This is a genomic window from Lentzea albidocapillata (assembly GCF_000719115.1).
Classification (GTDB): domain Bacteria; phylum Actinomycetota; class Actinomycetes; order Mycobacteriales; family Pseudonocardiaceae; genus Lentzea; species Lentzea albidocapillata.
In genome coordinates this window covers 1-16383 of record NZ_JOEA01000035.1, presented here as the reverse complement: position 1 = coordinate 16383, position 16383 = coordinate 1, and the positions used below count along the sequence as shown (strand labels likewise).

The following is a 16383-nucleotide window of genomic DNA, read 5'->3' as shown; positions in this document are numbered from 1 at the left end:
TCAGAATCCGAATTCAATCATATCGTGGTAGTCGAAGAGTTTCTTGTAGTCGTCCACCGGCACTCCCGTTCGTGGACTGAACCCGTCATAGACCCTACCCTCTCGAACGACCACGGTATGCGAGAACCAGCCGCTGTCCTGCCCGCGATAAGGACCGAGCTGGAACTCCCTTCCTTGAACGACCTGGATCGCCTTGATCGTCTTGATCTCCCCACCGATCTTAGCCTGAATCCCCGCAGCGATTTTCTCGCATCCCGTGCTGCATGGAATACTCGACGCTGGCGCTGCCTTCCAGGCAGACCCCAGATCCGCGCACGGACCGGTGTTGTGCACTAGAACATTCTGCGAGTCCAACCCAACGAAATAGGTGTGGATGCCCTCGATGGTCAGGTTGTGGACTCGCTTGACGCCGATCCAGTTCTTGGTCGCGACGACCCGCAGCCGTCCTCCAGTCGAGGTCTGCAGAACTGATCCTTCTCGCAGGTCCTTGGCGTCCACCCAGCGCTGTTCTTCCGGAAGCCAGAACGGATGGCCGTCCGTCGCGGTGATCGCGCCGTCATCGGTCACGATCTCGACGAGGAACTTGACTCCCTCACCGATGATCGTCGCCATGACTTTCCGTGCTCCTGACCTGCCCGTCTCCGGATCCGTGGCGAATACCAGATCTTCGAGCTTGATCTCGTCGATGCGTTTGGTCGTACCATCGGCCATCAGTACCTGTGTGTCGCCGGTGAAGCTGTTACAACCTTCCGCTGCCTTGATGGCGTTTCCCAGCGAGCCTGTGCTCTTCGCCGACGATGCTGCTCCCGTCGCCGCGGATCCGCCCACGGCGCTGGCGGCGAGTCCGACCGCGCCGATGACGACGAATACGGCGTCCAAGCCGTTCGCGGGTCTGTTGCCCACGGTGTAAGACCATTCGCAGAACCCGGCGCCGGGGTTGCTGCTGCGGCAGAGGTATGTGGCCCAGTTCTTGACCGCTGTTGCGTAAGTCTCGCCTGGCGCCATCATCACCGGCGCGCCGAAGATCGGTCCTTGCTTCATCTCCTCGGCGGTGGGCAGGCGGTGCCCGTAGATGATCGGCTGGTTCGAGCCGTCACCGGTGCCGGACGCCCACTCGTACTGCTGCTGCCACTCCTGCTGGAAATCTTGTTGGGAAACGCCGCTTCCCTCCGGTCCGCACAGGCCGTTGGGCGAGTAGCCACACCCGATGGACGCGGGTGACTTCTCGTAGTTGGTTTCCTTCCAGTTGTAGTAGTCGCACGAGTCGCAGTAGAGGCCGGTCGGGTCGCTGAATGTGATCGGGCTGTTGTTGGCGTAGACGTAGGCGTTCCACTGGCGCGGGTCCGCGAGGTCCATGATCGGGTCGACCGAAATGAACCGGCCCAGCTTCGGGTCGTACTCACGGGCGCCGATGTGCGTCAGGCCCGTGTTGTCGAGCGTGCCGCCCACGAAGCCCTTGTCCAGCTTTGCCGGCCAGGTTCCGGTGTTGCCTCGGATCTCGCCGAACGGTGTGGTGCGGCGGGTGCTCACTGTCTGGTTCAAGGCGGTGATCGTGTTCTGCGCGGTGCCGTGTTGGTCGGAGCTCATCCACGTGAGGCCGGTCGACGTGCGCATCCCGATGGTCTGGCCCGCGTGCGCGTAGTAGCGGGTGGCGCTCTTCGTGGCGGCCGGGGTGGCGTAGCGCAGTTCCTGGCCCGGCAGGTACAGGGTGCGGCCTGCCGGGTCTCGGCGGACCAGGCGGTTGCCGTTCGCGTCGTAGACGTACGACGACTGGCCCGTCTCGTCGGTCGTGGTGGCGACGTGGCCTTCGCGGTCCCACGTCATCGTCTGGGTGGCGCCGCCCGGTGAGGGGCGGGTGAGGGTGTTGCCTGCATCGTCGTAGGTGTAGGTCGCCTGACGGCTGCCCGCGTTGTCCGTCGTCACCGTCTTGGCGACGCTGTGCCGGCCGGGCGTCAGCTTGTAGTCGGTGGTGCGGTCACCCGCGCTGGTGCCATGCTCCACCAGTTTCGTGCGGTCGCCGGCGACGTCGTAGGTGTAGGACTGCCAGTACTTCGACGGTCCGCCCAGTCCGAGCTGGGTCGGGTCGGGCTTGCAGTCGCCCGAGGTCGGGGTCCACGCCTCTGTCAATCGGCGCAGATAGTCGGTCTGGAAGCACTGCGTGTCCGCGCTGACCGAGTCCGAGACCCTGGTGACGTTGCCCGCCCAGTCATAGCTGTACGACACGTCGGCGACATCGGTCGGCCCGGTCAGCTTCGTGGTCCAGATTCGGGAGAGGCGCCGGGTGTAGTCGTCGTAGTCGCGCAGGACGCTGACCCAGTTGGCGCCGGCGCTGTCACCGTTGCGCAGCTGGTAGGTCGCCAGCTCACCGAGGGGCGTGTAGGTGGTCGAGGTGACCAGACCGGTCAGCGGCGTGATCCCGTAGCCGGACAACTGCTTCTTGGGCTTGCCCAGCGCGTCGTACTCGTACTGCAGCGTCTCGACCTTGAGATCGCCTACCGCCGGGATGCGGGTACTCAGGAGTTGTGCGTCGCCGTTGTAGGTGTAGACGTAGTTGTAGGTGCCGCCCAGGCCGGTTTCCTCCGCCGGGATCGTGATGTCGGTCGACGTGGGCTGGAAGTCCCATGGCCGCATGCGCTTGTGCTCGGTGACGTAGTCGCCGAGTGCGTCGTGACGCACCGACTTCACCTGTGCGCCCTTGATCGAGATGCCACTGGAGAGCAGGTCGTAGAACCACTCCAGACGCGCCGGACCGGTGGGCGAGTCGTCACGGATGCTCGTCTTGCGGCCCAACGCGTCGTAGGTGTGCGCGAGCACCTGACCGCGCTCATCCTTTGTGGACACCAGCTGGTCGGCGTCGTCGTAGGTCGACTCGGTCCTGCCCTTGTCCGGATCGACCGTCACGGTCTGGCGGCCGCGGGTGTCGTAGGAGTACTGCCACTTCTTGCCCGACGGGTGGGTGACCTCGGTCAGCTGGCCCTTGCGGTCGTAGGTGTACTTGGTCGCGTCGAATCCCGTCGCGGCGCCCGCGACCACGCCCGAGTGGTACTGGCGCAACTCCGACTTGCGGCCCTGGGAGTCGAGCAGCGTCGACGTCACGACACCACCCGCGGGCGGCGTGGTGTCTATGCGGTCACCCGCGTGATAGGTGGTCGTGCGGAACAACTCGTCACCGCCGGGGCTGGCGACGGGCACGTTCTTCTTCAGCACACTGATGATTTCGCGGCCGGCGCCGTCGTACTGCGCTGTGGTCGCGGACGGAATGGTGTCGGTCGGCACGAACAGCGAGTCGCTCGGAGCAACGCTCGCTTCGTAGGCGTTGTTCGCCCTTTTGGCGCGACCCGCCGAGTCGTGGTGGGTGTCCGTGACGACGGTGCTCGAGGTGCCGCCCGATGCGTTCGGTTGCTGCGTCTGACGCGGCCTGAGCAAGCCGTCGTAGAACTCACGCGACGCGACGTACTGGCCGTTGATCATCACGCTCGACGTGACGACCGAGGGTTGGTCGGTGCGCTGCAGGTAGGTGAACTTCTTGTACGCGGGCCGACCTGCCTTCTCCTGCCCGGGCTTCCAGACCGCCGTCGTGCGGCCGAGGCCGTCGTACTCGATGAACGCCTTCTGGTCGTTGGGGTCTGTTGTGGACACCGGTGAGCCCCACCCGGGTTCCACGGCGGTCGTGGTGGCCCAGCCCAGCGCGTTGGTCGTGACGACCTGCGTGACCGGCCCGCCCAGGGCGGGCGTGTAGGCCGTGGTCACGGTTCCCTTGGGGTCTGTCAGCTTCGTGACCCTGCCGTAGACGTCGCGTTCGGTCGACGACTCCGTCAGGTAGGCCGGGGTGGCGTTGACGTAGGACTTGAGGGTCTTGGAGCTGGTGAGATCGCCCTTGGTCGGCGCGACGCCGTGTCCCTGGCCGTCGTAGTAGGTCTTGAGGTCTCCGGCGATGTCGGCGTCCTGCAGATCGGTGCCGGGCTTGGCCTTCGCGCAGTCGACGAGGTAGTCGCGTTTGCGCGACACCTTGCCGATCACCCAGGCCGACGTGTTCTGCGCGTAGTCGATCAGGACGCACTTCTCGTCACCGGCCACCGCGTCGTCGCCGCGGTCCTCGGTCTGCGTTGCCAGGCCGTAGGTCTGATCGAAGCTGGTGATCTGGCTGGTGGTCCGGGGGTTCCGGCCGCCGTCCAGCGCGACGCGGGTGTGCTTGATCGCGGACTGGACAAAGCGAGCGTGGACAGTGACATTGTTGATCGTGCGGGTCGCCGTCGGCTCGGACTGCCATGGCCCGTTGACGGTCGCTGACACCTCGACGCCGCCGGGCCCGTTGTAGATGATCTCCTCACGCAGCATCCCGGCGAAGGCGTCTTCGTCGTAAACCGCCTCAACGGCGCCTACGGTGATGGCCGGAAGTTTCTCTTCCCGTGTGCCCGACAGCAGCTTGTCGCCGTGCATGCCGCGGAAGTAACGCCGCTCGGTCAGCGTCTGCTCACCGGGATCGCCCAGGCGTGTTCTGACCGTGCCGTAGCCACGCCACACCGACCACGTCTTGTCCTCCGTCTTCACAAAACCGTCGTCGTCGGTGTAGTGCCAAGCCGGGTCGCCGACATAGTCGTACTGTGTGAGCACGCGCACTGATCCGCCGGTCAGGTCCGACTCGGTCATGCTCTCCACGACGTACTTGTGGAAGAAGTCCCAGATCGGCGTCGTGTCACCAGGCGGTGTCCAGCGCACCGGATAGCAGCGCAGTTTGTTGTCCTGCAACGCGTACAGAGCCGGCATGCGCGTGCCCGCAACGCAGTCGGGCTCGGAGTACGTGACGTCGATCTGCCCACCGCTCTCGGTGAAGATCGTCTTCAGGCGCCACCACTTCATCGCCGCCAGCTGGTCGGAATGCGTGTCGACGCGGTTGCTCAGCTGAATGCCCAGAAAACGCACGTCCGGCACCGGAGTCTGCTGACCAACCAGGCCCACGCGCGAGATCTTGTCCAGCCACAGGCCGGCGCGCGTACCGTCACCAGGATCGGGGAACGAGTGCGTCAACGTCCACTTCTCGACCGCGTTCCCGCCCACCTTCGTGGTCACCGCGGCTAGTCGCTTCGTCCCCCAGAACGTCGGGGAGCTGTAGTTGCACGGGCTGCCGGTGCACTCCTGGTCCCACGGCGTGTCCGGCCAGTGCGCGGCGTCCTTCGTACCGCAGTCGGCCAGGCAGCGGTCGGCGGGTTCGAGGACCACCTGCATCGGCGCGGTCTCGGTGCGGTCGGCGCGGGTGCCGTAGTCGATCTGCTTGAGCACCGACGCGCGGTCGTACTCAACGACATCGGTCCTGGAGTTGTTGCGCCCGTACTTGTTGGTTTCCTTGTCATAGCTGTAGGTCATGGTGTTGTCGTGGGTGTCCACGACGTACTCGAGGTTCCACCGCCACGGCTGCGAGCAGAACGAGTCCTTGAACAACGCCGCCGCACACGGGTCACCCTCGTGGTTACCCGCCACCGGCACGTTGAGCACCGACTGTGCCCCACGGCCGAACCAGTACTGCGTCCCGTCCTGGGTCGTCACGACCCAGTGCTCACCGTTGCGCGCACCGTTGTCCGCGCCGGTCCGGAACTCCACACGGGTGCCGTCGTCGTTGCGCAGACGCCACCGGTTCGACTCCCCGGCTTCTTTGATCAGCTCACCGCCGTGCCCTGTCATCGAGAGCGTGGCGTTCTCGTTGCGCCAGCACATGTCACCGGTCTCGGTGGTGTTGCGCGCACCATCGGCCATGTCACTCGCACAACCGATGTACTTGCGCTCGATGAAGTTCGTACCGAGGTCGAAACCCTCACCGATCCACGACGGCTGGTTGTTCGACGCAGCCATACGGCCGTCCACACTCGCCGACGAGTAGGCCAGCGTCAGCGACGGCGTCGGGCCCCCCAGCGACGGCGGCATCCGCAGCGGGTAGTTCCAGCTGAAACCACCGGTGTTGCTGCCCGCGGCCCACGTCGCCGACGGCGACAGGCTCGTTGCCTTGTAGCTGCCCGAACCGCTGGAGGTGCCCGCGGTCAGCGCCATGAACGTCGCCGTGGCGGGGCTCGCCTGCGTCGCCGTCACCTTGTTCTTGGCGATGTCGTTGCGCGACCCGACGGGCTTCGCCGCGCACTCCGGCTTATCCGGCGTGCTCAACGCACACTCCGGCAACTCGACCAGGCGCAGGCGAGAGGACCAGTCGGCGCCGTAGGCCCACCGGAACGAGGAGTAGTCGACCTCGACCTTCGCCGAGCCGCCGGAAACCTTGAACAGCAGCCCTTCCACACCTGCCTTGCGGGTCTTCTCGCGGTCGAACGTCTCGATCCTGACCTTGGGCTTCGCGGCACGTGCCGTGGTAGCGCCATCTGCGGCCGCCACGGCCAGCGGGGTTCCGATGACCTTTGACGCCGACCCTCCGAGAGGAATCTCGGCGACCACAGGCATGGGCCACACCGGTGCGCCGGCGGTAAAGGCCTTGCCCGTGCGAGCGTCCTCGTTCTTCGAGGCGCCAGCCGGCTTTCCCTTGATCACCCGCTCTTTCGCCGGTACCGGCGGTGCGTAGGGCGCGGCGACCGCGATCGGGGGTGTGGCGGAGAGAACCGTGGTCACCAGCGACGCCACCAGTGCGACGGCCAGGCCACGTCTGGGCAGGGCTGTGGGCATGACACAACTCCAGAGGTGAGGTGGAAGACCGCGGACTAGCTGAAGAAGACGCGGGACGGATCGGTCCAGCCCAGGCCGACCCTGTTGGGGTCGGCGTAGGGGAAGGAGGTCAGGCCGTTGTGGTTGGTGTACGACCAGACGGAGCTGTCCGGTCGGACCGCGATGATCTCCGCCTTGCCGTCGCCGGTGATGTCGGCGAAGAACGTCCGGTCAGGTGTCCAGCCGGAACCGATTTCCTGCGGCGTGTCGTAGGTGCCGTAACCGAGGCCGCCGAGGTTGCGGTGCGCCCACACGGTCGTGCGTTCGTCCGGGTTCACCGTGATGAACTCGGCTCGGCCGTCACCGTCGATGTCGGCGAACCGGATGGCTTCCGGCGCGGCGCCTGTGACCTTCACGATCACCGGTGTGGTCGAGAACGCCGTGGACTGGCCGACCTCGTTCATGCCGAACAGGTTGCGGTACACGCGCACCCGGCCGTCGTCGTCGAGCGAGATTCGGTCGTCCCTGCCGTCGCCGTCGATGTCGGCGAACTTGATCCGCTTCGTGTCACCGGGCGCCGTGCCGATGAAGTACTGGTCGACGTAAGGGAATCCGTTCATGCCGTTGACGTTCTTGAACGCCTTGATCCGGCCGTCCGACTCGACACCGATGATCTCGGACTTGCCATCGCCGTCGATGTCAGCGAACCAGGTGCGGTCCTTTGACCAGCCCGAGCCGATGTGCTGTGCGCTGCTCGGGTACTCACCGTTGACGTTGAGATGCGCGTTGACGAACCCGTCGCTCTGCACCGAGATGATCTCGTCGTTGCGGTCGCCGGAGATCGACGAGCCCTTCCGAGTCGTCGATTCGAGAGGCGCGGCGGCGAGCGCGCCCTGCCACACCCGCAGATCGTCGATGTTGCCGTTGAAGTACTCGCCCGCACTGCCGCGGCCGACCGACAACACACCCGTCGAGTTCCAGCCGACCACCCCGGCAACGGTGCTCTTCAGCGCGACCGGAGCGCCCTGGACGCCGGCGCTGAGCTTGAGCGTCCGAGCGCTGGCGTCGTAAACGACCACGAGGTGAGTCCACGTGCCGGCGCTGGCGTCGGCCTTGGCCCTCCACCAGGTCGTCGGGTTCGTCGGTGAGTTCGGCATTTCGGCGCTCCACTGCGCACCGTCGTACTTCAGCGCGAAAGGATCCACAGTGGATGGACCGTGTTGCACGAGAACCGTGCGGGGTGTTCCAGTTCCGTTGACTCTGGCCCACACGTCGACCGAGAACGACTGGTCGGTGTTCAACACGGCGTCGTTGGTGCTCGCGAAGCTGCTGGCGCCGTTGAGCTCCAGGCTGGCGCCGTCTGGGTCACTCGGACCGGCCGGTCCCCACTTAGCTCCGCCCGCGAGGTTCAGCGTCAGGTCACGGCCGTACGGCGAGGAGTCGACCGCGGTGTCACCGCTTCCGTCGTTGAACTGCCACCAGCCCACATCACTGCCGTTCAGCTTGGCGTCACCCAGTTCCAGCGACTCTTGCGGAGTGATCGTGCGAGTCCACGCACGTACCTTGGCCAACTCTCCCTGCCACGGCTCCACTGCCACGGAGTTGCGCAGTGCCTTACCGATCCACACCTGACCACCGGCGTTGAAACCCGCAGCCGAACCCAGCAGCGCAATCTGGCGTTGCAAAGCCCCATTGACGTACAAGCGGACCTCCCGGCTGAGGTCGTCGTAGGTGCCGGTCAGGTGCGTCCACACGCCCTGCACAGCCGGGGCGTCGGAGACAGCTGTCTTTTGCGCGGCGCTCGTCGTGTCGTTCTCCGCCAGGGAAAAGGTCCACTTTCGGGCCCCCGAGTCGTAGCCGAGCCGGAACGCCGAGGTCGCGGAACCCTGCTGGCTCACCACTGTGCGGCTCGCCGTGTCATTACTCAGGCGGACCCAAGCCGAAACGGAGAAGCCCTTGCTCGTGTCGAGGACCTTGGCGGTCGTAGCACCGGCTGCAGTGGTGCCGTTGAACCCGACGGACATCTGCCCACCCACCGTGCGGCCCACACGAGAAGGATCGAGCCCGGTCAGCGTCAGGTCATGGCCGTTCCCGGTACCGTCGAGGGACGGGTCGTCGCCAGCGAACCACTCCGCCTTGTGCGGTTTAGGGCCCGCGACCGTGAACTGGAACTTCCTGCGGGTCGAGTTGCCTGCCTTGTCGATGGCATCGACGACCAAGATCTTCGGGCCTGCCGACGGAGGCGTCCAGCGTGCTGTAGTGCCAGCGGCGATTTCTGTCGCGGGCTGGTCGTGGAAGCCCCAGCGGTATTTCACGACGTCGGCCGAGGCGCTGGAGAAGGTGAAGGTGTCTGCGACGCCGAGTGAGCCGCAGCCCTCGGCCGGGCACCCAGACGTCTTGTAGACCGAGGAGCTGAACGACGGCGCGTCGGGAGCGGTGGTGTCGACGGTAAACTCGCACCAGCCCGATGCGGGTCCCCACAACCGGCCATCAGATGCCGTCATGCGGTAGGCGTAGTTGCCGGTGGTGATGCCGCGGGCCGCGATGACCCACGGGTCACCGCCGAGGGTAGTGCCGATGACACCGGGGTAGAGGTACCAGCTGTCCGACCACCTCACCTTGGCGACGACGTCGGGTGCGCCATCGCCGTTGTAGTCCGCGATCGTCCTTGCCGAGGCACCCTGCCAGCCTGTACCGATTTGCCAGCGCACGTAGTCACCGGCCTGAGGCGTCCGCGCGCCGAGACCCTTGTACAGCCACAGGTTGTCGGACACCTCGGCGATGATGTCGGGCGCACCGTCGCCGGTGCGGTCGACGACGCCGTAGTAGGTGAAGCCGTTCCAGCCGGCGCCCAGCGACACCCGTTCCGCGGTGGGCTGCGCGCGGTTGCCGTCACCGGGGTACAGCCAGAGGACGTTCCCGGAATCCCTGGCGATCACGTCCTGCTTGCCGTCGCGGTCGTAGTCGGCGACACCCGCGAAGGTGTAGCCACCCCAGCCATCGCCGATCGACACGGGCGGGATGGCCGACGGGCCGCGCTTGCCCTCGCCGGGGTACAGCAGGAGTCTGCCGGTGGCGTCCTCGCGGGCGACGATGTCGGTCTTGCCGTCCTTGTCCCAGTCGGCGAGGCCCGCGATCGTGTAGCCGCCCCAGCCGAGACCGATCTGTACGCGGTCGCCGGATCGCCAGCCGGCGGGCGTCTCGACGGTCGGCATCATGTAGAGGTAGCCGTCGAGGTCGCGGTAGATCAGGTCCGGCTTGCCGTCGTTGTCCCAGTCACCGGTGCCGACCAGAGTGTCCGTCCCCTCGACCACACCCGTGGTCAAAGTGCTGTCCGACTTGGGAATCGTCTGCTCGGCGGTCGTGCCGTTCCCCCACGGCGTACTTTCGAGGCTCGTGATCGGGCCGTGCGTGCCGTTCGGGCGGATGCGCCGCCACTCAAAGCGGGCTTTCATCGTGTCCGAGCCGTCGGGGTCACTCACCCGGCCGCGAATCGTCGGCGTCGCGGTCGGCACGGCAGGACGGTCGGCGCCGGTCGCGCACGCCTTGCCGTCCACGGTGACCGGGTCCGGCGTGTTCGGGATGGAGTTGTAGTCGATGGCCAGCACCGCGGACCCAGGGTTGAAGCGCTTCCAGGACTTGACGGTGCCCTCATCGACGTGCAGCACGACATTGACCCAGTCCCAGTTCTGGCTCGCGCCGTGGGCCACCGCGCCGGTGAGAGGGAACTCGACGTCTCCTGGCCCCGCGCAGCCGTGCTCCGCGCCGTGCTTGCGGTTGGCGGGCTTCGTCGAGGCCCACGGATCACCCCACAACCAGCCCGGCTGATTGTTCCAGGTGGTGGTGCCGTCGAACCAGTTCGTCACGCGCACCGTCGCGTCGGAGTTGGGGCTGCAGGTGAACGACCACTTCTGCTCGATGCGGAACGACGCGCCGGTGATGTCCTTGCCCTTGACGGCACTGAGATCCATGCGGAAGTACGAGCGGACGTTGTACGTAGGGCTCAGGCACGTACCGGTCTGCGAGACGCTGTCACAGGTCAGACCTGTCCCAGCGGAGCCAATGACGCCGGAGTTGAACAGGTAGTCCTCGCCCCGGTTGTTGCGCCCCTGCCAGAACGCGTCGCCCGGCTCCTTGCTGGACACCAGCGTCCACTCATTGCCCCGCACATGACCGGTCCACGAAGGATCGATCATCACCGGGTACCGGGTAGCCGTGTGCTTGAGCATCGCGGCGTCCGGAACAACCGAGATCTCACCATTCGCCACACTGACCGGCATCGCCGCCGTCCGGCGCGGCTCGTCGAACACCGCCTTCGCCGAGACCCCAGGTACTCCCTGGCCGCTCGAGTCCCACATCATCGGCGTCGGCGAAGCGAACACGACGCGACCCGACGCGTCCTTCGCCTCCAGCCCACCACCAGCCGCATGCGTGGTGACACCGCTCGCCGCGAACCCGAACGTGACCTTCGCCAGGTTCTCGTTGTCCGCGGCCTCCCTGTTCTTCACCACCAAGGTCTCCGAAAAACCCTTCGGCGAAGCAGTGAGCTTCAAGTCCACTCCGGGCAACACTTCGGCGTAGGTCGCCGACGAACCAGACAGCACCGGCTTCGGCAACGGCCCGAGCGGCCACGTGATCGACAACTCACGATCACCATCACGCAACAACGCCGCCGGCCCCGTCCCCCCAGCCGAGAACTCCACAGGCAGCACAGCCGCCACAGGTCTCACCACCGCGCCCGTCAGACGCAACTCGGTGTCGACCCGCGCCCACGAACCGTCGTCCTTACGCGCCCACCGCGGCTCCACCGACTGCTCAGTCGTGTACCCACCACCAGGCTTCGCGAACGTCTGCTCCGACTCCGACCGCGACGCGAGAATCTCCACACGGCGACCACAACGCGACGCCATCTCCACAGCCGCCGGCTCCGTCGGCTGGACGTCCACGCACTCAGGCTCAGCCGCACTACCCCGCGCGGGCACCACCAACACCGCAACCACAACCGCGAACGACAAGAACACGCGCAGGACAAAGCCCTGCGCCACCCCGACGCGTGTCAAGTAAAGCCCCCCGCTATCCGCGCATGTCCCCCGACAACACGCGAACCCCACCCAGCCGAACGGCAGTCTGCCTGCTCAGATAGCAAATGACAATGAGGCCGAACGGGTGAGAGCGAGCACAGGGCGCTACCCGAGGTAGAAGACCACGACAGTGCACGTGCCCTCCACCGGCACGGTCCGTCAAGAACTTCGCCGAGGTCGAGTTCGCTCTCATAGCATGAGCAGACTGGTACAACGCCCGCCCGCCTGCACTCGCGTCGGGACTACCTGTCCCCAGCGGAGTACGAGCCGAGTACTGCTCGCAACACGCTCCACGCCGACCAGCGCTGCCTGGAAACCGAAGCTGGTCTCAAATCCGTGATAGTTCAGCAGGCTCACTCGACCCGTGCTGATCGCATCACTCTGCGATCCCAGTTCGAGCCTGAACTGTGTCGTGCACGAACCAACAGTTGCCAATAGGCGAGAGAGGCCGCGCGCTTCACACCAGAGGCTTCGATGTTGAGTCCAGCAGCTATGCGTCCACCTACGCGAGTACTCAAAGCTGGCTGATTTGAGTGGTTGGCACGCACACCCGGTCCAGCGGGGTCGGCTCGAGCTCAAGCCCCCAGAAGTGCTAGTCGCGCTCGCGACGGGAGTCCAGTATCGGCGTCTTAAGGCTGCAGCGCGGGCGGACCTCCCCGCGCTGCCACGGCTGAGGGTGACGCGTCGAATGACCGCCGTCCTGCCAGAGACAGGCCCGCCCGGCATGGCGTGCGACCATGTCACGCCGCGCCGCACAATGAGGCGCCGGAAGTGGGGGAACAAGTGAGACTCAGGTTCGCAGGTGTGCTGGCAGCACTCGCGCTCGTGACCGCGTGCGGCACCGACGTACCGGCCGGCCTGGCCGACAAGGTCGAGTCGGGCTGCCCCGGCCTGCTGAAACCCGAACCGCTGGCGGTCATCACGAAGGGCTTCGAGGTCTCGCAAGTGAACTCCGAGGAGGCTGACAGCTGCCAAGTCTTCGTCTCGACCGGGAAGAAGATTCTCAGCCTGGGGCTCGGCGCTTACGCGAGTCAAGAGGAGTCGGAGCGGCTCACGCCGATGCTCTGCACCAGCGGGGTGCTGGACTCCGAGACCAAGTCGTGTGAAGCCGGGCAGCCCGGAGACGTGGGACTATCAGTGCACGCCGTTGCCGGGCGCTGGAATGTGCGGGTGTACGTGTACGAGGTGCCAGCGAACGACGAGATCAAGGAAGCCGTGCAGCAGATCATCGAGGATCTGAGAAGCTCCAACAAAACCAAAAACTCCTAAAGAATGATCTTGGCATACTGTTGATCTTCCATACGTTTACTTTGGCGCGCAGAAGGGGTGAGCAGCTTCCCAGGATCGTGTCCGACAAGTTGTGAGCGCGGATCGAACCCGCTGCTCCCCGAGTTCACGCGTCGTGCCGAGCATCTGGGATATAAGCAGCTGAACGATCGCACGGTGTTGCGCGGCATCCTATTTCGTGCTCTTCACCGGAATCCCGCAGGAGTTCCTGTCCCAGGAACTCGGTTTCGGCTCCAGCATGACCGCGAAGCGGCGGTTGCAAGACTCGCACCAGGCCGGTATCTGGCAGCAGCTGCACGAGAACCTGCTCGCCGGACTCAACGCCGCAGACGCGCTGGACTGGCCACGGGAGGTGACCAACGGCTCGCACGTCCGCGCCCTTAAGGGCGGGCCAAACCGTGCGAGCCCGGTCCCCGCACCAGAACAGGCTCGAACGCGCCTGATCACCGAAGGACGCAGCATCCCGCTCGCCGCGTCGCTCACCGGCTAGAACCACAACGACGTCACCCAGCTGATGCCGCTGATCGACCGAATCCCGCCGACGCGCAACGAACGCCGCCGACCAGGTCGGCCCCACACGCTGTACGTCGCCGCACGGCTACGACCACGACAAGTACCGCACCCGCGGGCGTGGCAAGCGCATCACACCCGCCGCGGCAGCGAACACTGTTTCGACCTGGGGCGTTTGCTGCTGAGGTGATCGAGCAGATCTTCGCCCTGCTGAACTGGCTCCGCCGCCTGCGCATCCACTGGAAGATCCGCAACGACATCCACGAAGCCTTCCTCAGCCTGGCCTGCGGCATCATCTGCTGGTGCTGGCTCCACAGCCCTTCATTGAGTTAGGAACAGCTCTAAAGGTGACCTGAGCGTGTGTATTGCCTCGCTCCTGGCGAGCCGTTCGAAAGTCGACGTGGCCGCAGCCGAACAACGACTACGACGAGCTTTGAAAGAAGTTCAGCGCACTTGAGCACACTTGACCCCCAGATCAGGGTTCACAGGCCGTTGACCTGCATAAACTGGCATGTTGAGCGCAGTTCGGCGCACTTGCTGTAAATCAAGTGCGGTTGCCGTTCGTCAGTTGTTCCCCAGTGATCGACTCCTTCGCCCGCATGGCGGCTTGTGGCCCACATCAGGGCGACCTGCATGCTTCCCGATGACCAGGCGCTCGTGGCATTGCGCCACGTAGTTGACGATAAGGACCACGAGGACGTCTCCTCGCGGCGGGAATTAAGGCACTGGAGATCGACAAGGAGCACCGGAAACGGGCTCTGCGGGACCTGGCCGAGGACCGCCAGGTTTCTCTGCGCACTCGCGAGAAGATCCGCAAGGTCCTGGGTCGTTGAGGTCGCGACCTGGTGAACCCGGAGCTCACCCCGTTGCGAGGCCGCTTAAGTGGTGCATCACGAACTGGACGCGGGGTACTCGTCCGCCGCGAAGGGAGACCGGTCCTTGCCGTAGCCCGAGGACTTGAAGCTACCGTGTGGCATCTCCAGGGCGAAGAAGTACATGTGGGTGTTGCCAGACGCAGCCCGCGGCCAACGCCTTGGTGAGCCGATGCGCGCACGACTGTGGCCCGTAGTCCACCTGCTGGCGACCAGCGTCCAGGGAACGCCTTGGCCACCGCCTCCTACTCGGTGGTGAACGGCTGCACCGTCGCGATCGGGGCCTACAGCTCCTCGGTGACGACCTCGTCCCGCTGCTCGCGCCGGCAGGACTGTCGGCGCGAGGGAATCCCCCACGTCGTGCACACTTCTCCCGACCGCCAGAGGCGCACCCCGAACCCTGCACGCGGGCGACGTGGTGGATTTCCGCCCGGTGTCCGGCACGGCGAGACAGGCGCACAGTTCATCGCCATGTCCGTGCCACCGTGAACGCCAGCCGATTACCGTGCGGTGCGTAAGGTCCAGGAAATCCTAGCCGATCCACAAGGGACTCAAGCAAGAGTCCTTTATGGATTCTCTGGGTTCAAACGAGACCAAGTCCCCCGAGTTTGAGTGCGAGCATCATGACACCTCCGGCGCCAGCGACGGAGATCCACACCAGTTTGAGGACCTTGAACCCCGAGTCCCGACGAGTCCTGTCATCTCCGAAGAGCGCCACGAAGCACGCCGTACCGGCCATCGAGGCGACGAACACCGCATACCCTCCCAACAGCCACGTGATCACGGGCGAGCCCACCATGCCAGGTCCTCCTTCGTTCGATCCGCCAACTCGGCGTCGCCAACGACCTTCGCCCTGGCGATGTCCCGGCGGCAACGAACCGCACCTCGTCCAGCCCTCTGCTTCAAGGGCAGTTCCGCAACGTCGGGTCACGCGTGCAGCAATTATCGCGTTTGCGCTGCTCAGAACCTGCGAAAGCGGACTTCGCCGCACGTCCTGGAGCGGCGTTCTCGATCAACAAACTTGTCAAGGAAAACTTGACGCCAATGGCAGGATCAGCCGAATGGGAAGGCAGTACCGAAACACTCTCCGTGCGCACGCGGAGTCCCTTGCGGTGCTCGGCAAGGCCTTTACGGACCTTGCGGCGAGGCATCGTGTTGCAGCCAGCAGCATCAGCCGCAGAACGAGGTCCAAGCTCACGGCGGAGTCGGACTTCGCCGACTGGATCTTCCGGGTCGCCGAGCTCTCCGCCGCGGCAGAGCGACTACTAGCGCTGGAGATCGAACTCGCACGCAGCCACGGCGTCACGTGGGCCGAGGTGGCCGAGGCCCTGGGCGTCAGCCGGCAAGCTGCTCACGACAGGTTCGCCACCCACGAGCGCTGGAACAGAACCCGGCGAATCTCTCAGCTCAACCAAGCACGCTGGGCCAGCATGATGCGCGACTACCGCGAGAAGTACGGCGCAAGCGAGAACGCGTTGCTGCCGTTCCGCCGACTGCGCGCAGGTGATCCCGAGACGACCGACCGAGACTGATCACAACCCATAGCACCACACCGCCTCTTCATCTCCCGTGCCGCTCGAAAAGGTCATCGCCGCTGGGGAGCAGTGGAGTTCTTCTAACTGAGAGCATGTTCGGGTGATCATGATCGTGTCCCTGTTGCACAAGGTGACTTGGAAGTTGCTGTCCGCCGCGTCGGCGCTGCTCCGCAGTGAGGCGGAGAAGGACACGCAGCTTCTCGTGCTGCGGCACAAGAACGGGTCTGCTGCACGAGTAGGTGACATCTTGACCTGCCCCATCGGAAGGGTGGGGTTGCCCCGTTTTGACGGACAGGGGTTGATGAGGTGTGATCACGCTACCTGATCGACTGGCTGATGTCGGTTAGCTTCGTAGGTGGCGGGGCTGAGGTAGGCGAGGCTGGAGTGCCTGCGGCGGGTGTTGTACCAGCCCTCGATGTATTCGAAGATTGCCTTGTGTGCCTTGGCCTTCGTGGGCCA

General features: G+C 65.3%; 8 protein-coding genes. 4 read left to right on the top strand and 4 right to left on the bottom strand.

Annotated features, from left to right (window positions below; genetic code table 11):
• Both IG04_RS43410 and IG04_RS0139975 read right to left on the bottom strand, forming a co-directional pair.
• Nucleotides 1-6660, bottom strand: coding sequence for an RHS repeat-associated core domain-containing protein (locus IG04_RS43410; protein ID WP_051771854.1), 6660 nt, complete (start codon nt 6658-6660; stop codon nt 1-3).
• A 35-nt stretch (nt 6661-6695) separates the two neighbouring features.
• Complete coding sequence (locus IG04_RS0139975; RefSeq protein WP_157513107.1) at nt 6696-11585, bottom strand: LamG-like jellyroll fold domain-containing protein; 4890 nt, start codon at nt 11583-11585, stop codon at nt 6696-6698.
• Between the two features lie 939 nt (nt 11586-12524).
• On the opposite strand from IG04_RS0139975, the gene IG04_RS0139970 reads away from it, so the two are divergent.
• The 3 genes from IG04_RS0139970 (at nt 12525) to IG04_RS47860 (ending at nt 13850) form a co-directional block, all read left to right on the top strand.
• Nucleotides 12525-12989: a hypothetical protein gene (locus IG04_RS0139970; protein WP_144065790.1), complete on the top strand. Its 465-nt coding sequence runs from the start codon at nt 12525-12527 to the stop codon at nt 12987-12989.
• A 196-nt stretch (nt 12990-13185) separates the two neighbouring features.
• Complete coding sequence (locus IG04_RS47865; RefSeq protein ID WP_211257908.1) at nt 13186-13497, top strand: hypothetical protein; 312 nt, start codon at nt 13186-13188, stop codon at nt 13495-13497.
• 206 nt (nt 13498-13703) lie between these two features.
• The gene (locus IG04_RS47860; RefSeq protein ID WP_211257907.1) at nt 13704-13850 is read left to right on the top strand and encodes a hypothetical protein; all 147 of its coding nucleotides are present in this window, start codon (nt 13704-13706) and stop codon (nt 13848-13850) included.
• 1122 nt (nt 13851-14972) lie between these two features.
• Here the strand turns inward: IG04_RS47860 and IG04_RS0139950 are convergent.
• A complete protein-coding gene (locus tag IG04_RS0139950; RefSeq protein ID WP_144065789.1) occupies nt 14973-15173 on the bottom strand; it encodes a hypothetical protein in 201 nt (66 codons plus the stop codon).
• 277 nt (nt 15174-15450) lie between these two features.
• On the opposite strand from IG04_RS0139950, the gene IG04_RS44665 reads away from it, so the two are divergent.
• Nucleotides 15451-15921, top strand: coding sequence for a hypothetical protein (locus tag IG04_RS44665; protein ID WP_051771851.1), 471 nt, complete (start codon nt 15451-15453; stop codon nt 15919-15921).
• A gap of 315 nt (nt 15922-16236) precedes the next feature.
• On the opposite strand, the gene IG04_RS45995 is transcribed toward IG04_RS44665, so the two are convergent.
• A partial coding sequence (locus tag IG04_RS45995) for an IS3 family transposase (RefSeq protein ID WP_157513105.1) occupies nt 16237-16383 on the bottom strand: 147 nt, incomplete at its 5' end.